Source organism: Streptomyces sp. WMMB 714 (assembly GCF_900090125.1).
In the GTDB taxonomy this organism is placed as follows: domain Bacteria; phylum Actinomycetota; class Actinomycetes; order Streptomycetales; family Streptomycetaceae; genus Streptomyces; species Streptomyces daqingensis.
On record NZ_FMHJ01000004.1, the window covers coordinates 124795 to 143593 of the forward strand.

An 18799-nucleotide genomic window follows, 5' to 3' on the forward strand; every position below is an offset into this window, starting at 1 on the left:
CTCCTTCTCGCTACTTCTTGGAGGGGTGCTTGGGGCGCTGCGGGCCGCCCTTGCGCTGCTGCCCCGACTTCTTCTGTCCGGACTTCTGGCCGCCCGACTTCTGACCCGTCCGCTGCTGCGACTTCGGCTGCTGGGTCTTCGACTGCGGCTTCGCCTTCGACGGCTCCTCGTCGGACGACTCCGTCGTCGCGTCCTCAGCACCGCCCGCGGCCCCCGGCTTCGCCTGCTGCCGCTGGGACTTCGACTGACGCTTCGGCTGCTGCCGGCGGGCACGCGCCGCCTCGACGGCCTCCCGCGCCTCGACCTCCTTCGGGTCCTCCTTCAGCTTCCCGGCGGCGCGGAGCTTCTCCTGGCGCTGCTTGTAGGCGATGGAGCCCGGAGTCGGGTTGCGCTTGATCACGAACATCTGCTGGCCCATGGTCCACACGTTGGTGGTCAGCCAGTAGACCAGCACACCCACGGGGAAGTTGATGCCGAAGACGGCGAACATGATCGGGAAGATGTACATCAGCATCTTCTGCTGCTGCATGAACGGCGTCTTGACGGTCAGGTCGACGTTCTTCGTCATGAGCTGGCGCTGCGTGTAGAACTGCGACGCCGACATCAGAAGGATCATGATCACCGTGACGACGCGCACGTCCGTGAGCGAGGCGCTCAGCTCGGCGACCTTGTCCGCGCTGTCCAGGAACTTCGCGGCGATCGGGGCGCCGAAGACGGAGGCGTTCCGCGCGCTGTCGACCTGCTCGGCGGTCAGTACGCCGACCGGCCTGTTGTTGGCGATGTGGTTCAGCACCTGGAAGAGCGCGATGAAGAACGGCGACTGCGCCAGGATCGGCAGGCAGCTGGAGAGCGGGTTGGTGCCCGTCTCCTTGTACAGCTTCATCATCTCTTCGGACTGACGCTGCTTGTCGCTCTTGTAGCGCTCCTGGATCGCCTTCATCTTGGGCTGGAGCGCCTGCATGTTCCGTGTCGACTTGATCTGCTTCACGAAGAGCGGGATCAGTGCGATCCGGATCACGACCACCAGGAAGAAGATGGATAGACCCCAGGCCCATCCGCTGTCCTCGTTGAAGAAGAGGCTGAACAGCGAGTGGAACTGGACAATGATCCAGGAGACAGCGGTATAGAGAGGACTCAGGATCGTGTCCAGGAAGTTCATCAGGCTCCTTGGGCGTTGGACGGGGTCCGGTGATGCTGCCGGCGGTCACGCAACCGCTGGTGCCAGACCGGGTGCTTCCGGGCGGGTACGTGGTCGACACCACCGGGCGACCACGGATTGCAGCGCAGGATGCGCCAGGCCGTCAGTGCCGTCCCCTTCACAGCCCCGTGCCGCCCGATGGCGGTGTAGCCGTAGTGCGAGCACGACGGGTAGTAGCGGCACACCGGCCCGAGCAACGGGCTGATGGTCCACTGGTACAGCTTGATCAGCCACAGCAGCGGGTACTTCATGACGAAGGCCCTCCAAGCAGCCGCCCCAAGGCGGCCTCCAGGTCGCGCACCAGCTCCTCGTGGACGGCCTCGCCCGCGCCCGGCAGCGCCCGTACGACAACCAGGCTACCTGCGGGCAACCGGGTCAGACGCTCCCGCATCAGATGCCGCAGGCGCCGCTTGACGCGGTTGCGCACCACGGCGTTGCCGACCGCCTTGCTGACGACGAAACCCGCACGCGCGGGGGGAGCTTCTCCCCCCGCTCCGTGCGGGTCCGTTGAGCTGCTGTTGCTGCGCAGATGTACGACCAGGAGCGGGCGGCCCGCCCGGCGTCCTCTGCGTACCGCGGCCGCGAAGTCCTCGCGCCGCCTCAGCCGGTTCTCGGTAGGCAGCACGGCATGGACCTGTGGGTCAGGCGCTCAGGCCGACAGGCGGCTGCGGCCCTTGCTGCGGCGGTTCGCAACAATCGCACGGCCGGCACGGGTACGCATGCGCAGCCGGAAGCCGTGGGTCTTCGCGCGACGACGGTTGTTCGGCTGGAAGGTGCGCTTGCTCACTCGGGGGCTCCAGGAATGCTTCGTGTCCCGCGGGCGGCCGCGAGAACATGGACGTGTGTCGCGTATGGCATCGACAAGCTGTCACCGTGCGCCCACGAGTAGCTCGCAACGCTCGAGTGTGCTCCGCTTCATGATCCGCAAAGAATCTCTTGGATCTTGCCCATCGGAGGCAGGCGGCAGCAGCCGTCGACAACTCGACCTCGTTACGGTACGCGCGGCTACGCCATTCGGTCAAACCGCCGGTGAGCCCGCCGATCGGCTTGCCCGCGGGGCGGAGCCCCGTCGTGCACAGCCTGTGGACAACGACTTGAACGGGGCACGTCGGCCTGACTACCGTGACTGAACCTCCCATCCCTCCCGACCGACCCAGAACTGCACATTCGCGGGATCCGGCCGGCGTCACCGAACCACCACATCCAGCGAGTGAGAGAAGCGTGCCCCGTGGCTGACCTGCCTGCCGATCTTGCCGCAGTGTGGCCGCGTGTACTGGAGCAACTCCTCTCGGAGGGTCAGGGAGTCGAGGCCAAGGACCAGCGCTGGCTCCGCGACTGCCAGCCTCTCGTCCTCGTCTCGGGCACCGCGCTCCTCGGCGTGCCGAACGAATACGCGAAGGGCGTCCTCGAAGGCCGCCTCGCACCGATGATCAGTGATGCTCTCAGCCGCGAGTGCCAGCAGCCCATCCGGCTCGCGATCACGGTCACCGGCCCCAGCCAGGACCCCGCACCCGCCGCACCGGAGCAGGCCCCGGACTCCCCGTCGCAGTCGGAGACGCAGCCGTCCGCCCCTTCCCTGCCGTCGCAGCACGGGCCCGGCCAGCACACTCCCGGCCAGCATCAGCAGCATGCCCAGCGCGGCCAGCAGGACGGGAACGGCAGCGGCTACGACAGCGGCCGGTACGAGCAGCAGCACGGCGGCTACGACGGCGGCAGGTACGACAACTACCCGAACCCCGAGCTGCCCAGCCCGCGCCCCGCGTACCCGGACTACCCGCAGTCGCCCCGGCAGCCCGGCGCCTGGCCGCAGCCCGAGCGCGACCAGTACCCGCCGCCGCACCAGCACCAGCAACCGCGGCACCACCAGCAATCGCAGCAGCCGCACCAGCAGCAGACGTACGAACAGCACTACGACCAGCGCGGCCCCGGCCATGCGCAGCAGTACGAGCGTCCGCAGGCGCCGTACGAGTCGTACGAACAGCATCAACAGCACCAGCAGCGCCACCCCCAGCCGCAGGTGCCGCCGCAGGGCCAGCCTCCGGCCCCCCGCTACGACGGCCCTTCCCAGCTGCCCGCCCCCAGCGGGGCGCCCGGTCCGCTCGCCGCGCAGCCCGCTCCGGCGACGGGGCCGGGGGAGCCCACGGCGCGGCTGAACCCGAAGTACCTCTTCGACACCTTCGTGATCGGTGCCTCGAACCGCTTCGCGCACGCCGCGGCCGTCGCGGTGGCCGAGGCGCCGGCGAAGGCGTACAACCCGCTCTTCATCTACGGGGAGTCCGGGCTGGGCAAGACGCACCTGCTGCACGCGATCGGGCACTACGCGCGCAGCCTCTACCCGGGGACGCGGGTGCGCTACGTCAGCTCGGAGGAGTTCACCAACGAGTTCATCAACTCCATCCGCGACGGCAAGGCGGACGCGTTCCGCAAGCGCTACCGCGACATGGACATCCTGCTGGTCGACGACATCCAGTTCCTCGCCGACAAGGAGTCGACGCAGGAGGAGTTCTTCCACACCTTCAACACCCTGCACAACGCGAACAAGCAGATCGTGCTCTCCAGCGACCGGCCGCCGAAGGCCCTCGTCACCCTGGAGGACAGGCTCCGCAACCGCTTCGAGTGGGGCCTCATCACGGACGTACAGCCTCCGGAACTCGAGACGCGCATCGCGATCCTCCGGAAGAAGGCGGTGCAGGAGCAGCTCAACGCACCGCCGGAGGTCCTGGAGTTCATCGCGTCGAGGATCTCGCGGAACATCCGGGAGCTCGAGGGCGCGCTGATCCGCGTCACGGCCTTCGCGTCGCTCAACCGGCAGCCGGTCGACCTGGGCCTGACGGAGATCGTGCTGAAGGACCTGATCCCCGGCGGTGAGGACGCCACACCGGAGATCACAGCGCCGGCCATCATGGCGGCCACCGCCGACTACTTCGGGCTCACGGTGGACGACCTGTGCGGATCCTCGCGCAGCCGCGTGCTCGTGACGGCACGGCAGATCGCCATGTACCTCTGCCGCGAGCTCACCGATCTGTCACTCCCCAAGATCGGCAGCCAGTTCGGCGGCCGCGACCACACGACCGTCATGCACGCGGACCGCAAGATCCGGGCGCTGATGGCCGAGCGCCGTTCCATCTACAACCAGGTCACCGAGCTGACGAACCGCATCAAGAACGCCTGATCGCCCGGACGGAACCGCCGGCGTCGGCCCCTCAGCCCTCCGGGAGCAACTCCCGGAGGGCTTCTTGCTGTTCGAATCCACAGCCTGTGGTCGTGATGGTCCACAGCTTGAGGGCATCAGAGGGGTCCACACCCTGTGTGCTCACGAAGTTGTCCCGAACGCGTCCACAGACTCCCTCCTCAACGGACCGTCTCCCGAGGTCATCTGCCTGTGTACTTGTGCGCAACCTGGGTCCACAGGATGTGGAGTGGTTCCGTCGCGAGTGACGCGGTCCTGCTTTGTCCACCGCCCGCCCACAGCCGAAGCTGTCTTGTCCCCAGCCGAAAGCGGCTTCTCCACAGCGCTGTCCACTGTTCGGCAACACAACTCGCCTGCTCACTGGTCCGAGTGAAAGGCGTCACACCAGAGCGCCTGTTTGGGGTGTGGGAAACATGGGGAAACCTGCGCCTGTTGCTGTGGGCAAGTCGCCTCTGCCTGTGCATCGGGTGTGCAGAACTTTCCCGCGTCCACAGATACCCCTGAGTACTCCACCGCTGCGCCCACAGGCCCGGTGGACAAAATCTCCGCGCTGAGCTGCGGAAACGGGCTTATCCACGGTTTCCACAAGCCCTACTACTACGACCACCTATATAAAGCGGGGAATCTGTTTCGAAGTTGGGGTTGTGCACAACTCGCTCGGGCCGTCTCCTGCCCGCTCCGCAACGACTTGACCCACACCTGCGCCGACTGTCATCGGTGTGCGTCAGACTGGTGCCCGGCGACGAGCCGACGACAGGCAGCAGGGGCGAGCAGCCAGGTACAGCAGGAGGCGGCTGAAGGTGAAGATCCGGGTAGAGCGCGACGTTCTGGCGGAGGCGGTGGCCTGGGCGGCGAAGAGCCTCCCCGCCCGTCCGCCCCAGCCTGTCCTTGCCGGCCTGCTGTTGAAGGCGGAGGACAGCTCGCTGAGCCTCTCCGGCTTCGACTACGAGGTGTCGGCACGTGTGTCGGTCGAGGGCGAGGTCGAGGAGGAGGGCACGGTCCTCGTCTCCGGCCGGCTGCTGGCGGACATCTGCCGTTCGCTCCCCAACCGCCCGGTGGAGATCTCCACAGACGGTGTACGGGCGACGGTGGTCTGCGGCTCCTCGCGGTTCACACTCCACACACTGCCTGTGGAGGAGTACCCGGCCCTGCCCGAGATGCCCACCGCCACCGGCACGGTGCCGGGCGAGGTCTTCGCGGCCGCCGTCTCCCAGGTGGCCATCGCCGCCGGACGCGACGACACGCTTCCCGTGCTCACCGGCGTCCGCATCGAGATCGAGGGCGACACGGTCACGCTGGCCTCCACGGACCGGTACCGCTTCGCCGTGCGGGAGTTCCTGTGGAAGCCGGAGACGCCCGACGTCTCGTCCGTCGCGCTGGTCCCGGCGAAGACGCTGCTGGAGACGGCCAAGTCGCTGAGCAGCGGTGACAGTGTGTCGTTGGCCCTCTCGGGTTCCGGCTCGGGCGAGGGGCTGATCGGTTTCGAGGGCGCCGGCAGGCGTACGACGACGCGGCTGCTGGAGGGCGATCTGCCCAAGTACCGCACGCTGTTCCCCACGGAGTTCAACTCGGTGGCCGTGATCGAGACGGCTCCGTTCGTCGAGGCGGTCAAGCGCGTCGCCCTGGTCGCGGAGCGGAACACCCCGGTCAGGCTGAGCTTCGAGCAGGGTGTGCTGACGCTGGAGGCCGGTTCCAGCGACGATGCACAGGCTGTGGAACGTGTGGACGCCGACCTGGAGGGCGACGACGTCTCGATCGCCTTCAACCCGGGGTTCCTCCTCGAGGGTCTGAGCGCCATCGACTCCCCTGTCGCGCAGCTGTCCTTCACGACCTCGACCAAGCCGGCGTTGCTGAGCGGGAAGCCGGCGAAGGACGTCGAGGCGGACGACGCGTACAAGTACCTGATCATGCCGGTGCGCCTTTCGGGCTGAACCGTCCCGGCTGCCCGCCCCGTTCACAGCCGTACGAGCCGTACCGTGCCGTGCCGCCGGGCCTTCCCGGAGCGCCTGGAAGGCCCGTGACCGGCCACTTCTGAGCGGCCGGAGCCCACAGGTGTGCACGAACCCGTGGGCGTAGGGTCGGGCCAGGTACGAATCGTGAAAGAAGGGGCACTGATGGAGCTCGGTCTCATCGGTCTCGGCAAGATGGGCGGGAACATGCGCGAGCGCATCCGCCGTGGAGGCCACACCGTCATCGGCTACGACCGCGACCCGGGGCTTGCCGACGTGCACAGCCTCGAGGAGCTGGTGACGCGGCTGGAGGCGCCCCGTGTGGTGTGGGTGATGGTCCCGGCGGGGGCGGCCACCCAGTCGACCATCGACCAGCTGTCCTCGCTCCTCTCGCCCGGCGACGTCGTCGTGGACGGCGGCAACTCGCGCTGGACGGAGGACGAGCGGCATGCCGGAGAGCTGAGCGCCAAGGGCGTGGGTTTCGTCGACTGCGGTGTCTCGGGCGGTGTCTGGGGCCTGGAGAACGGCTACGCCCTGATGTACGGCGGCTCCAGCGAGGACGTCGCGAAGGTGCAGCCGGTCTTCGACGTGCTGAAGCCGGAGGGCGAGTTCGGCGCAGTCCACGCCGGCAGGGTCGGTGCGGGCCACTTCGCGAAGATGGTCCACAACGGCATCGAGTACGCGATGATGCAGGCCTTCGCGGAGGGCTGGGAGCTGCTCGAAGCTGTGGACGCGGTGACGGACGTCCGCGAGGTCTTCCGCTCCTGGCAGGAGGGAACCGTCATCCGCTCGTGGCTGCTGGATCTGGCCGTCAAGGCGCTGGATTCGGACGAGCACCTCGAGGAACTGCGGGGCTACGCGGCCGATTCGGGTGAGGGCAGGTGGACCGTGGACGCGGCGATCGACCACGCGGTGCCCCTCCCCGCGATCACCGCGTCGCTCTTCGCCCGTTTCTCCTCCCGCCAGAAGGACTCGCCGCAGATGAAGATGGTCGCCGCGTTGCGCAACCAGTTCGGCGGCCATGCGGTGACGGCGTCCGGCGACCATGTGGACGGGGACACTCCGGGGGCGGACGTCCTTCCGCCGGTGGGTGGCTGACGGGTCGCGATGCACGTCACGCATCTGTCGCTGGCCGACTTCCGCTCGTACGTCCGGGCCGAGGTGTCTCTCGGGCCCGGTGTGACGACGTTCGTGGGGCCGAACGGCCAGGGCAAGACGAACCTCGTCGAGGCCGTCGGATATCTGGCCACGCTGGGCAGCCACCGGGTGTCGTCGGACGCGCCTCTGGTGCGGATGGGGGCTCCGCGTGCGGTCGTACGGGCTGCGGTGCGGCAGGGCGAGCGGCAGCAGCTCGTGGAGCTGGAGCTGAACCCGGGGAAGGCGAACAGGGCCCGGGTCAACAGGTCGTCGCAGGTCAAGCCGCGGGACGTGCTGGGCATCCTGCGCACCGTGCTCTTCGCGCCGGAGGATCTGGCGCTCGTGAAGGGCGATCCGGGCGAGCGGCGCCGGTTCCTGGACGAGTTGCTGACGGCGCGGTCGCCGCGGTTGGCGGGTGTGCGCTCGGACTACGACCGGGTGCTGAAGCAGCGGAACTCGCTGCTGAAGTCGGCGGCGATGGCCCGCCGGCACGGCGGGAAGCCGGGTGGGGACCTTTCGACGCTGGACGTGTGGGACGAGCATCTGTCGCGGGTGGGGGCGGAGTTGCTGGCCCACCGGCTGCAGCTGATATCCGCGCTGAGGCCGCTGGCCGACAAGGCCTACGAGTGCCTGGCGCCGGGGGGCGGCCCTGTGGGCCTGGAGTACAAGGGTTCGCCGGGTGATGCCGGTGAGGCGGCCGCGTCCCGTGAGGAGCTGTACGGGCAGCTGAAGTCGGCGCTCCAGGAGGGGCGCAGGGCGGAGATCGAGCGGGGCGTGACGCTGGCGGGGCCGCATCGGGACGATCTGGTGCTGAAGTTGGGCGAGCTTCCCGCGAAGGGGTACGCGAGCCACGGGGAGTCGTGGTCGTTCGCGCTCGCGCTGCGGCTGGCGTCGTACGACCTGCTGAAGAGCGAGGGGAACGAGCCGGTGCTGGTGCTGGACGACGTCTTCGCCGAGCTCGACGTGAAGCGGCGGGCGCGGCTCGCGGAGCTGGTGGCGCCGGGTGAGCAGGTTCTGGTGACGGCGGCCGTCGGGGAGGACGTTCCGGCGGTGCTGGAGGGGGCGCGTTTCTCGGTCTCGGAGGGGGAGGTCGTGCCGCAGTGAGTGGTGACGTCCCGCCGCCGGTGTCGGGGGAGCCGTCCGGGCCGGAGGAGGTGCCGCCCGGCCGGTCGCCGGAGGGTGCGGCGGAGGCCGGGCCGGACCGTCCGCAGCCCCAGGAGGCGACGGGTGTGGACCTGGCGAGGGTGGCGCTGCGGGCGGCCAAGGAGGCGGCGAGGGCGCGGGGGGCGGCCGCCCAGCAGAAGCGGGACGTGCGGCGTGGCCGGGTGCCGCGGTCGGGTGCGGGCCGTGACGGCCGGGATCCGGTGCCGCTGGGGGCGGCGGTGAACGGTCTGATCACGGAGCGGGGCTGGGAGGCTCCGGCGGCCGTGGGCGGCGTGATGGGCCGGTGGCCGCAGCTGGTGGGTCCGGAGGTGGCGCAGCACTGCGAGCCCCAGCGGTACGACGAGGAGGAGCGGACGCTCACGGTCCGGTGTGATTCGACGGCGTGGGCGACGCAGCTGCGTCTGCTGGCTCCGCGTCTGGTGGCCCGTCTGAACGAGGATCTGGGGCAGGGGACGGTCCTGTTGCTGAAGGTGCGCGGGCCGGAGACGGGGGCTCCGCGGGGCGGGCGGCTGCGGGCTCCCGGGAGCAAGGGACCGGGTGACACCTACGGGTGATTCGTGACGCCGCTCACGGTGATTGAGCGTTGACAGGTCGAAGCGCTGAGCGCCCCCGTGAGCGTTCTGGCCCCCCGGTCCGCATATGGGGAGTCGGTGGACGCCAGTTCAGGTCGGCACATGCGGACTCAGGCACCCGCAAACCCCCATCCACACTCCGGCCACCGGTACACTGGTCGAAGAAACCGTCCCCGTTGGGGAACAAGTCGAACGACGCAGCCGCTCCACCCTGCCCCGGAGTCGGCCTGTGCTGTGCCAGAAAGGGCGCTTCGTGGCCGATTCCGGCGATCTCAACGAGTACGAGAACAACTCCACCGATGCGGGTACCGACGGCCCCCCTGTGGATGGCGCCGGTGTCGAGGTGCAACCGGTCGGTCCCCCTGTCTCGCCGGTGACGGCGGAGGCTGAGCCGTCGTACGACGCGAGCGCCATCACCGTCCTCGAGGGGCTGGAGGCGGTCCGGAAGCGCCCCGGCATGTACATCGGGTCGACCGGTGAGCGCGGTCTGCACCACATGGTGCAGGAGGTCGTGGACAACTCCGTCGACGAGGCGCTGGCGGGCCACGCGGACACGATCCATGTGACGCTGCTGGCCGACGGGGGTGTCCGGGTCGTGGACAACGGCCGCGGCATTCCGGTGGGCATCGTTCCGTCGGAGGGCAAGCCGGCCGTCGAGGTCGTCCTCACGGTGCTGCACGCGGGCGGCAAGTTCGGCGGCGGCGGTTACGCCGTCTCCGGTGGTCTGCACGGTGTGGGTGTGTCCGTCGTCAACGCGCTGTCGCAGCGGGTCTCTGTGGAGATCCGCACGGACGGCTACCGCTGGACGCAGGACTACAAGCTGGGTGTGCCGACGGCCCCGCTGAAGCGCAATGAGGCGACGGACGAGACCGGTACGACGGTGACGTTCTGGGCCGACGGGGAGATCTTCGAGAGCACGGACTACTCGTTCGAGACGCTCTCGCGCCGCTTCCAGGAGATGGCGTTCCTCAACAAGGGCCTGACGATCGAGCTCACGGACGAGCGTCCCGAGCATGTGGACGAGGACGGCAACCAGCTCTCCGTCCGGTACCACTACGAGGGCGGGATCATCGACTTCGTGCGCTATCTCAACTCCCGCAAGGGCGAGTTGGTGCACCCGACGGTGATCGGCGTGGAGGCCGAGGACAAGGACCGGCTGCTCTCCGTCGAGCTGGCGATGCAGTGGAACAACCAGTACAGCGAGGGTGTGTACTCCTTCGCGAACACCATCCACACGCACGAGGGCGGTACGCACGAGGAGGGCTTCCGTGCGGCCCTCACCGGTCTGATCAACCGGTACGCGCGGGACAAGCGCCTGCTGCGGGAGAAGGACGACAACCTCACCGGTGAGGACATCCGCGAGGGTCTGACGGCGATCATCTCGGTGAAGCTGGGTGAGCCGCAGTTCGAGGGGCAGACGAAAACGAAGCTGGGCAACACGGAGGCCAAGACCTTCGTGCAGAGGGTCACGCACGAGCACCTGTCGGACTGGCTGGACCGCAACCCCAACGAGGCCGCGGACATCATCCGCAAGGGCATCCAGGCGGCGACGGCCCGCGTCGCCGCCCGTAAGGCGCGGGATCTCACGCGCCGCAAGGGGCTGCTGGAGACGGCGTCGCTGCCGGGCAAGCTGAGCGACTGCCAGTCGAACGACCCCGCCAAGTGCGAGATCTTCATCGTGGAGGGCGACTCGGCCGGCGGCTCCGCCAAGTCGGGCCGCAATCCGGAGTTCCAGGCGATCCTCCCGATCCGGGGCAAGATCCTCAACGTGGAGAAGGCGCGGATCGACAAGGTCCTGCAGAACGCGGAGGTGCAGGCCCTGATCTCGGCGTTCGGGACGGGCATCCACGAGGACTTCGACATCGCGAAGCTCCGCTACCAGAAGATCATCCTCATGGCCGACGCCGACGTCGACGGCCAGCACATCAACACCCTGCTGCTGACGCTGCTGTTCCGCTTCATGCGCCCGCTGGTCGAGGCGGGTCACGTGTTCCTGTCGCAGCCGCCGCTGTACAAGATCAAGTGGGGTCGCGACGAGCACCAGTACGCCTACTCGGACCGCGAGCGCGACAGCCTGATCCAGCTCGGCCGCGAGCAGGGCAAACGCATCAAGGACGACTCGATCCAGCGCTTCAAGGGCCTGGGCGAGATGAACGCGGAGGAGCTCCGCATCACGACGATGGACTCCGATCACCGGGTGCTGCGCCAGGTGACGCTGGACGACGCGGCCGCCGCGGACGACCTGTTCTCGATCCTCATGGGCGAGGACGTGGAGGCGCGCCGTTCGTTCATCCAGCGGAACGCCAAGGACGTCCGTTTCCTCGACATCTGAGCAGGTCGGCCGTACCGCCGTGGAGTTCGGCGCGCCGCACACACAGAAGGACTTGAGCTGAGCAATGGCCGACGAGATTTCTTCCACCCCGCAGGGCCCCGAGGGCGACGGCATCGAGCCCGTCGTCGCCGGCGATCCCGCCCCGGTGCAGATCGAGGGCGCGGCGTCCCGCGTCGACCCGGTGAGCCTCGAGACCGAGATGCAGCGGTCGTATCTCGACTACGCGATGAGCGTCATCGTCTCGCGTGCGCTGCCCGACGTCCGTGACGGCCTGAAGCCGGTGCACCGGCGTGTGCTGTACGCGATGTACGACGGCGGCTACCGGCCCGAGAAGGGCTTCTACAAGTGCGCCCGCGTCGTCGGCGACGTGATGGGCACGTACCACCCGCACGGTGACTCCTCGATCTACGACGCGCTGGTGCGTCTCGCGCAGCACTGGTCGATGCGGATGCCGCTGGTCGACTCGAACGGCAACTTCGGTTCGCCGGGCAACGACCCCGCGGCGGCCATGCGGTACACCGAGTGCAAGATGACGCAGCTGTCGATGGAGATGCTGCGGGACATCGACGAGGGCACCGTCGATTTCCAGGACAACTACGACGGCCGCAACCAGGAGCCGACGGTGCTGCCGTCGCGTTTCCCGAACCTGCTGATCAACGGCAGTGCGGGTATCGCGGTCGGCATGGCCACCAACATTCCGCCGCACAACCTGCGGGAGGTGGCGGCGGGTGCGCAGTGGTATCTGGAGCACCCCGACGCGTCCAACGAGGAGCTGCTCGATGCGCTGATGGAGCGCATCAAGGGCCCGGACTTCCCGACCGGTGCGCTGGTCGTGGGCCGCAAGGGCATCGAGGAGGCCTACCGCACCGGGCGCGGTTCGATCACGATGCGCGCGGTCGTCGAGGTCGAGGAGATCCAGGGGCGGCAGTGCCTGGTCGTCACCGAACTGCCGTACCAGACCAATCCGGACAACCTGGCGCTGAAGATCGCCGAGCTGGTGAAGGACGGCCGGGTCGGCGGCATCGCCGACGTGCGCGACGAGACCTCTTCCCGTACGGGGCAGCGGCTGGTCATCGTCCTGAAGCGGGACGCGGTGGCGAAGGTCGTCCTGAACAACCTGTACAAGCACACGGATCTGCAGACGAACTTCGGCGCGAACATGCTGGCGCTGGTCGAGGGTGTGCCGCGCACGCTGTCGCTGGACGCGTTCATCCGGCACTGGGTGAAGCACCAGATCGACGTCATCGTGCGCCGTACGCAGTTCCGGCTCCGCAAGGCGGAGGAGCGGGCGCACATCCTGCGCGGTCTGCTGAAGGCGCTGGACGCGATCGACGAGGTCATCGCGCTGATCCGCCGCAGCCAGACCGTCGAGGACGCGCGCGGCGGTCTGATGGGGCTGCTGGAGATCGACGAGATCCAGGCGAACGCGATCCTGGAGATGCAGCTGCGCCGGCTGGCGGCGCTGGAGCGGCAGAAGATCACCGCGGAGCACGACGACCTGCAGGCGAAGATCGACGAGTACAAGGCGATCCTGGCCTCCCCCGGGCGTCAGCGGCAGATCATCGGCGACGAACTCGCGGCGCTGGTGGAGAAGTTCGGCGACGACCGCCGCACGAAGCTGATCCCCTTCGAGGGCGACATGTCCATCGAGGACCTGATCGCGGAGGAGGACATCGTCGTCACGATCACGCGTGGCGGCTATGTGAAGCGGACGAAGACGGTCGACTACCGGGCGCAGAAGCGCGGCGGGAAGGGCGTACGCGGCACGAAGCTCAAAGAGGACGACATCGTCGACCACTTCTTCGTCTCCACGACGCACCACTGGCTGCTGTTCTTCACCAACAAGGGCCGCGTGTACCGGGCGAAGGCGTACGAACTGCCCGACGCGGGGCGGGACGCGCGCGGTCAGCACGTCGCGAACCTGCTGGCTTTCCAGCCCGACGAGCGGATCGCGGAGATGATCGCCATCCGCGACTACGAGGCGGTGCCGTATCTGGTGCTGGCCACCAAGTCGGGCCTGGTGAAGAAGACTCCGCTGAAGGACTACGACTCGCCGCGCTCCGGCGGTGTCATCGCGATCAACCTCCGGCAGATGGAGGACGGGCGTGACGACGAGCTGATCGGCGCCGAACTGGTCTCTCCCGAGGACGACTTGCTGCTGGTCAGCCGGAAGGCGCAGTCGATCAGGTTCACGGCGACGGACGAGTCGCTGCGGCCGATGGGGCGTGCGACTTCCGGTGTGAAGGGGATGAGTTTCCGTGAAGGTGACGAACTCCTCTCGATGAACGTCGTCCGCGCGGGTACGTTCGTCTTCACCGCCACCGACGGCGGGTACGCCAAGCGCACGAACGTCGACGACTACCGGGTGCAGGGCCGCGGCGGTCTGGGCATCAAGGCAGCCAAGATCGTCGAGGACCGGGGCTCGCTGGTCGGCGCGCTGGTCGTGGAGGAGAGCGACGAGATCCTCGCCATCACGCTCAGCGGCGGCGTTATCCGCACACGCGTGAGTGGGGTCAGGGAGACGGGCCGTGACACCATGGGCGTCCAACTGATCAACCTGGGCAAGCGGGACGCGGTTGTCGGTGTTGCGCGCAACGCCGAGGCCGGCCGTGAGGCCGAGGAAGTGGAAGCGGCTGCGGAACCTGGCGAGGTGCCGGAAGAGGAGCCACGGGCCACGTCGGATGAGCCGGACCAGCCGGATGATGCGGACGACGAGGAGTAAGGCGTGAGTGGTGCCCAGCCACAGCCGCGTACGCAGCAAGGAGCCGAGGGGCAGCAGGAGGCTGGGCCTGTACAGCCTCAGGCACAGCCGCAACCGCAGCCTCAGGCCCAGCCGCTGCCGCAGCCGGAGCCGCATCGCCCTCCGCAGGCGTACCCGGCCCCGCCTGTGACTCCGCCGACGGCGGGGGCCGCCGGGCCCGTGAGCGGTCAGGGCGCGGGCCAGGTGGGGCCGGGCCAGGTGGGGCCGTCCGTCTCGCCCCGCCTCTCCGAGCCTCCTGAGCCGCTGCACCTGGCGGGCATGCCGGGACCGGGCGGTGCCGGGCAGGACACGGGAACGGCGGCTCCGGGCGCCGGTGCGCCGGGCGAGTATCCGGCGGCCGCGCCGGGCGGGGGCCACGGTCACGGCCCTGCCTCTGCCGCGGGGCCGGGCGGGGACGCGGTGCGTCGGCCGCGTACGGGCGCCCGGACGGTGCCACGTACCCGAAAGGCACGGCTGCGGGTCGCCAAGACCGACCCCTGGTCGGTGATGAAGGTGAGCTTCCTGCTCTCGATCGCGCTGGGCGTGTGCACGATCGTGGCGGTGAGCGTGCTGTGGATGGTCATGAACGCCATGGGTGTCTTCTCCGCGATCGGCGGGACGCTCAGTCAGGCAACGGAGTCGGGCGAGGGCGGGTTCGACCTAGAGTCGTTCCTGTCGCTGCCGAGGGTGCTGCTGTTCACGTCGGTGATCGCGGCGATAGACGTGGTGCTGGCGACGGCTCTGGCGACGCTGGGCGCCTTCATCTACAACATCTCCGCCGGGTTCGTCGGGGGCGTCGAGATCACCCTTGCCGAGGACGAATAGGGCGACGAATAGGGCCCTGGTGAGTCCCCCGGAACCGATTTGGGGGCACGGATGGAAGTGCGCTAATCTTTCGGTGCAGCGCGGGGCTATAGCTCAGATGGTTAGAGCGCATCCCTGATAAGGATGAGGCCGGAGGTTCAAGTCCTCCTAGCCCCACCAGCACGAAGACCCCCAGCCGGTACCGGCTGGGGGTCTTCGGCGTCCATGGGGTTGCACCGGTGTCGAGGGCCGGGGCCCCGGGGCGCGTGACGGTGGGCGTGGGCCCGCTGGTGGCCTCGTGGCCGGTGACGACCGGTCTTGGTCACGGCGACGAGTTTTCACAGTCCCGGCGGTCTACTCGTCACCGATCACACAGGAGGAGCCAGGTGAGCCAGCTGCTGAGGGTCCAGAACTTCGTCGTCTCGAGCGACGGATTCGGTGCCGGTGAGAATCAGAGCCTGGAGAGGCCGTTCGGTCACGCCGATCCCGGGGAGCTGTTCGCCTGGGCCGGTGCCACGGCGAGCTGGCCCAACCGCACCGACCCCGGGGGCAGTCGCGGTCTCGACGACTACTTCACCAGGGACTTCACCCACAACATCGGGGCCGAGATCATGGGCCGCAACAAGTTCGGCCCGCAGCGCGGGCCCTGGCAGGACCACGAGTGGAAGGGCTGGTGGGGGGACGAACCTCCGTTCCACACACCGGTGTTCGTCTTGACGCATCACAGGCGTCCGTCGTTCACGCTGTCCGACACCACGTTCCACTTCGTCGACGGCTCCCCTGCCGAGGTCCTCACGCAGGCCAGGGAGGCCGCACGGGGGAAGGACGTCCGGCTCGGAGGCGGGGCCACCACCGTCCGGGAGTTCCTCGACGCCGGCCTCGTCGACACCCTGCACGTGGCGGTCTCGCCGGTGAAGCTCGGCTCTGGTGTGAAGCTCTGGGACTCTCCTGACGAGCTGCGCGACCGCTTCCACCTCGATGTCGTGCCCAGCCCGAGCGGCGTGACGCACCACCTGTTCTGGCGGAAATAGCACCAGCCTCCCGGGCCCGGCTCAGGGACGTGGTCCCGGGCCGGGCCCTTGTCCGCCCGTCACGCCGTCCGCGTCCGAGGGTTGGGAGCGCTCAGCGGCAGGTCAACTCGTTGCCCTGCTCGTCCACCACTGTCTCCCCGGGTTCGGTGCACGCGTTCCCCTCCGCCGGCGGATCGTCGACCCCCGATATGGCCCTGCCCATGAAAATCAGTCCGACGATGACCAGGACCATCACCAGGCAGCCCAGCCCGTTCTTGGCCTGTTCCGACATGCGGATCTCCCCCTCCGACGTGCTGACGCACTGTCGCCACGTGCCGCGAACCGACGGTCCGCGCGTCCTCGTGGCGGCAGAGTAACGGACCGTCATAAGACTGTTTCCGCCGAGCGGCTCTACCGCTCGTCCGGTGTAGAACGAGGCGTCGAGACGGCAGCAGTCGGTACCTGGCGGCGGTCGGCTCGCGGTGGGTGCCAGGCGCTGACCGCCCTCCCGTCGCGACGTGATGCGGCCCCGCGGGATACCGTCCGATTTATTGAGTTGGCCCTGTTATGCCGACTCGCATAACTCATGATTCCCGTATGGACTTGGGTGCACCCGCGATGATCGCCGCTTACGTGACATCCGGTTCCGTGCTGGTCGCCGGCCTGGTCACGATCGTCGCTCAGCTGTGGATCGCGCGTACGCACACCGCCTGGGAAGCCGCTCTGGAGATGGTCAAGCACGACGTGGCGAGGTTCGAGAAGGCGCAGGACCACCTGATAACCGCTGTGGACGCGGCGAACCGGTACATGTTCTACATCCCCGACATCGACGTCACCGACCATCACCAGCGGGAGCCCTACATCCTGCCCATCCTCGACTCGATCGGCAGGGCGCGGGAGGAGGTGGCCGCTCTGCCCGCGTTCGCGGGGGCGGAGACGGTGGAGTGCGCGCTCACGGCCATCGAGTCGCTGCTCGTCCCGCCGGAGAACGGGCGGGCGGTGCGGGCGAGTTGGGACCATCAGTGCGTGCGGGAGGGCGTACGGGCGCTCAACCGGGCGCGGAGCAGCCGTATACACGCGCTCGCGCACCGCGGCCGGGTCACGGAGCTGCGGAAAGAGAAGCCGCCGGGCCCGCGGCACGCGGCCGGGATCAGGGTGGGGAAGGTCCCGGAGCAGAGCGTCGGGCCGGGCGGCGACAGCTGAGCGCGCCGCTCCCCCGACGCTGCCCCGGCTGCCGCCCGTCGCTGCTGCGTCACCGTTGCCCAGTTGCCCAGTTGCCCAGTCGCCCAGTTGCCCAGTCGCCCAGTCGCCGTCACCCGTCGATGATCTGCCGGGCTCCCTGCCGCGACAGTTCGGCGCATACGCGGCTTCCCAGCGCCGCGGCCCCCTCGGTGGGGCCGGCGCGGAGGCGGGCCTGTACGAAGCGGGTGCCGTCGCTGGAGAAGACCATGCCGTGCAAGGTCAGCCGCCCGTCGGGTGCGGTGGTGCAGTGGCCCGCGATCGGGGAGTTGCAGTGCCCCCGCAGGCCGCTGAGCATCGAACGTTCGGCGTCCGCCTCGGCGTGCGCGGCGGGCTCGCCGAGCCGGTGCAGCAGTGCCGTGACGGCATCGTCCTCCTCCCGGCACACCAGTGCGAGGACACCCGCTCCGACGGCGGGCAGCATCTCCGCCAGGGGGAACTCGTAGCGGATGCGTGCCGTGAGGCCCAGCCGGCTGAGTCCGGCCCGGGCCAGCACCATCGCGTCCACCGGGCCGTCCCCGTCTTCTGCGGCGGTCTGCGGGCGGCGTGCCGAGTCGAGCTTCGACAGGCGGGTGCCGACTGTTCCGCGTACGGGTACTACCCGCAAGTCCGGTCGCAGGGCGAGCAGTTGTGCCTTGCGGCGTACGGCGGAGGTGGCGACCGTGGCGCCCTCGGGGAGCTCCGCCGGGGAGGCGACCGGTGAGCCCTCCGGGACGACGAGCACGTCGTGGACGTCGTCCCGGGGCAGCACCGCGGCGATGGTCAGGCCTCGCGGGAGGGGGCGGTCGCCGGGGACGTCCTTGAGGCAGTGGACCGCGATGTCGGCCTCGCCGCGCTGGAGTTGCTCGTCGATCGCCTTGACGAACAGTCCCTTGCCGCCGATCCGTGTCAGGTCGCCGGGCCAGGTGTCACCGGCCGTCGTCGTCGGGACGGTCTGTGTGCGCAGCCCGGGATCGAGCCGCCGGAGCAGCCCCGTGACGTGCTCTGCCTGCGCGAGCGCCATGGCGGAGCTGCGGGTGCCGATGAGCAGGGGCGAGTCGCGGGGCCGGCGGTGGTTCACGGGTGCGTCGTACTCCGGTGTGCGGTTCTCGCGGGAGCGGGCGGAGCGTGCCCTCCGCGAGCGGAACGGACAGGTGCTGTCGAGCACACTATGTGGTCAAGTGGCCACATTCCGCTCCTCTTTCGGGGTGCGGGTCCGAGATGCGGAACCGGCGGATCCGTCGCAGGCTTTCCGTATGACTGCGTCGATAGTCGTGCATCCGCCGTCCCCGACGGGCGGACGCCGTATCACCGCCGACCGGCCCGACGGGGACGACCTCGGCCACGCCCACGGCATCGCCGATCTGGTGGAGATCCTGCGCCGCGCGGGTCTCGACCCGGACCAGGTGCGCCTGGACGACCCCGTACGCATCCAGTGGCGGGGCGGGAAGGCCGACGTGTGGGAGTAGCCGCCTGCCTGCTGCC

16 protein-coding genes, 1 tRNA gene and 1 pseudogene are annotated in these 18799 nt (G+C 68.9%); 12 read left to right on the forward strand and 6 right to left on the reverse strand.

All coding sequences use genetic code 11. The annotated features are described in order from the left end of the window. Positions 1-10 precede the first annotated feature (10 nt). The 4 genes and pseudogenes from yidC to rpmH form a co-directional block, all read right to left on the reverse strand. Positions 11-1150, reverse strand: coding sequence for a membrane protein insertase YidC (gene yidC, locus H181DRAFT_RS08280; RefSeq protein ID WP_045863934.1), 1140 nt, complete (start codon positions 1148-1150; stop codon positions 11-13). 53 nt (positions 1151-1203) lie between these two features. Beyond that, positions 1204-1449, reverse strand: a pseudogene (gene yidD, locus H181DRAFT_RS08285) (membrane protein insertion efficiency factor YidD); the annotation flags it as partial. Further along, positions 1446-1823, reverse strand: a complete 378-nt coding sequence (rnpA, locus tag H181DRAFT_RS08290) for a ribonuclease P protein component (RefSeq protein ID WP_045863649.1) — start codon at positions 1821-1823, stop codon at positions 1446-1448. The gene rnpA and the pseudogene yidD, both read right to left, overlap by 4 nt. A gap of 24 nt (positions 1824-1847) precedes the next feature. Further along, positions 1848-1985: a 50S ribosomal protein L34 gene (gene rpmH, locus H181DRAFT_RS08295; protein WP_027748981.1), complete on the reverse strand. Its 138-nt coding sequence runs from the start codon at positions 1983-1985 to the stop codon at positions 1848-1850. A gap of 441 nt (positions 1986-2426) precedes the next feature. Between rpmH and dnaA the strand changes: the two genes are divergently transcribed. The 10 genes from dnaA (at position 2427) to H181DRAFT_RS08345 (ending at position 16117) form a co-directional block, all read left to right on the forward strand. Beyond that, entirely contained in the window at positions 2427-4370 is a 1944-nt protein-coding gene (gene dnaA, locus H181DRAFT_RS08300; protein ID WP_045863650.1) for a chromosomal replication initiator protein DnaA, read from the forward strand. A gap of 818 nt (positions 4371-5188) precedes the next feature. Next, positions 5189-6319 (forward strand): DNA polymerase III subunit beta, encoded by a 1131-nt coding sequence (gene dnaN, locus H181DRAFT_RS08305; RefSeq protein ID WP_045863651.1) that lies wholly within the window; start codon positions 5189-5191, stop codon positions 6317-6319. A 183-nt stretch (positions 6320-6502) separates the two neighbouring features. Continuing rightward, positions 6503-7435: a phosphogluconate dehydrogenase (NAD(+)-dependent, decarboxylating) gene (gene gnd, locus H181DRAFT_RS08310; protein ID WP_045863652.1), complete on the forward strand. Its 933-nt coding sequence runs from the start codon at positions 6503-6505 to the stop codon at positions 7433-7435. Positions 7436-7444: 9 nt separating this feature from the next. Beyond that, on the forward strand, positions 7445-8578 hold the full coding sequence (recF, locus tag H181DRAFT_RS08315) for a DNA replication/repair protein RecF (RefSeq protein ID WP_045863653.1): 1134 nt from the start codon (positions 7445-7447) through the stop codon (positions 8576-8578). Positions 8579-8703: 125 nt separating this feature from the next. Then, a complete protein-coding gene (locus tag H181DRAFT_RS08320) occupies positions 8704-9192 on the forward strand; it encodes a DciA family protein (RefSeq protein WP_254666776.1) in 489 nt (162 codons plus the stop codon). A gap of 247 nt (positions 9193-9439) precedes the next feature. Continuing rightward, a complete protein-coding gene (gyrB, locus tag H181DRAFT_RS08325) occupies positions 9440-11542 on the forward strand; it encodes a DNA topoisomerase (ATP-hydrolyzing) subunit B (RefSeq protein ID WP_045863654.1) in 2103 nt (700 codons plus the stop codon). 64 nt (positions 11543-11606) lie between these two features. Further along, positions 11607-14264 carry a DNA gyrase subunit A gene (gyrA, locus tag H181DRAFT_RS08330; RefSeq protein WP_045863655.1) on the forward strand — a complete coding sequence of 886 codons (2658 nt, stop codon included), beginning with the start codon at positions 11607-11609 and terminating at the stop codon, positions 14262-14264. A gap of 165 nt (positions 14265-14429) precedes the next feature. Beyond that, positions 14430-15107 carry a DUF3566 domain-containing protein gene (locus H181DRAFT_RS08335; protein ID WP_254666762.1) on the forward strand — a complete coding sequence of 226 codons (678 nt, stop codon included), beginning with the start codon at positions 14430-14432 and terminating at the stop codon, positions 15105-15107. Positions 15108-15189: 82 nt separating this feature from the next. Then, positions 15190-15266, forward strand: a tRNA-Ile gene (locus tag H181DRAFT_RS08340). A 206-nt stretch (positions 15267-15472) separates the two neighbouring features. Continuing rightward, on the forward strand, positions 15473-16117 hold the full coding sequence (locus H181DRAFT_RS08345; protein ID WP_045863656.1) for a dihydrofolate reductase family protein: 645 nt from the start codon (positions 15473-15475) through the stop codon (positions 16115-16117). Between the two features lie 91 nt (positions 16118-16208). Here H181DRAFT_RS08345 and H181DRAFT_RS08350 read toward each other — a convergent pair whose 3' ends face one another. After that, on the reverse strand, positions 16209-16388 hold the full coding sequence (locus H181DRAFT_RS08350; RefSeq protein ID WP_139131677.1) for a hypothetical protein: 180 nt from the start codon (positions 16386-16388) through the stop codon (positions 16209-16211). Between the two features lie 305 nt (positions 16389-16693). Here H181DRAFT_RS08350 and H181DRAFT_RS08355 point away from each other — a divergent pair, with 305 nt between their 5' ends. After that, entirely contained in the window at positions 16694-17299 is a 606-nt protein-coding gene (locus H181DRAFT_RS08355) for a hypothetical protein (protein ID WP_045863658.1), read from the forward strand. A 109-nt stretch (positions 17300-17408) separates the two neighbouring features. Here H181DRAFT_RS08355 and hemC read toward each other — a convergent pair whose 3' ends face one another. After that, a complete protein-coding gene (gene hemC / locus H181DRAFT_RS08360; RefSeq protein ID WP_302622631.1) occupies positions 17409-18395 on the reverse strand; it encodes a hydroxymethylbilane synthase in 987 nt (328 codons plus the stop codon). 175 nt (positions 18396-18570) lie between these two features. Here hemC and H181DRAFT_RS08365 point away from each other — a divergent pair, with 175 nt between their 5' ends. Continuing rightward, positions 18571-18783, forward strand: a complete 213-nt coding sequence (locus H181DRAFT_RS08365) for a hypothetical protein (protein ID WP_045863659.1) — start codon at positions 18571-18573, stop codon at positions 18781-18783. Positions 18784-18799: the final 16 nt, after the last annotated feature.

Bases quoted from the DNA above. Each gene is read 5' to 3' on its own strand.
- gnd (WP_045863652.1), top strand. From the start codon at position 6,503: ATGGAGCTCGGTCTCATCGGTCTCGGCAAGATGGGCGGGAACATGCGC.
- recF (WP_045863653.1), top strand. From the start codon at position 7,445: ATGCACGTCACGCATCTGTCGCTGGCCGACTTCCGCTCGTACGTCCGG.
- gyrA (WP_045863655.1), top strand. From the start codon at position 11,607: ATGGCCGACGAGATTTCTTCCACCCCGCAGGGCCCCGAGGGCGACGGC.
- H181DRAFT_RS08350 (WP_139131677.1), bottom strand. From the start codon at position 16,388: ATGTCGGAACAGGCCAAGAACGGGCTGGGCTGCCTGGTGATGGTCCTG.
- H181DRAFT_RS08355 (WP_045863658.1), top strand. From the start codon at position 16,694: ATGGACTTGGGTGCACCCGCGATGATCGCCGCTTACGTGACATCCGGT.
- H181DRAFT_RS08365 (WP_045863659.1), top strand. From the start codon at position 18,571: ATGACTGCGTCGATAGTCGTGCATCCGCCGTCCCCGACGGGCGGACGC.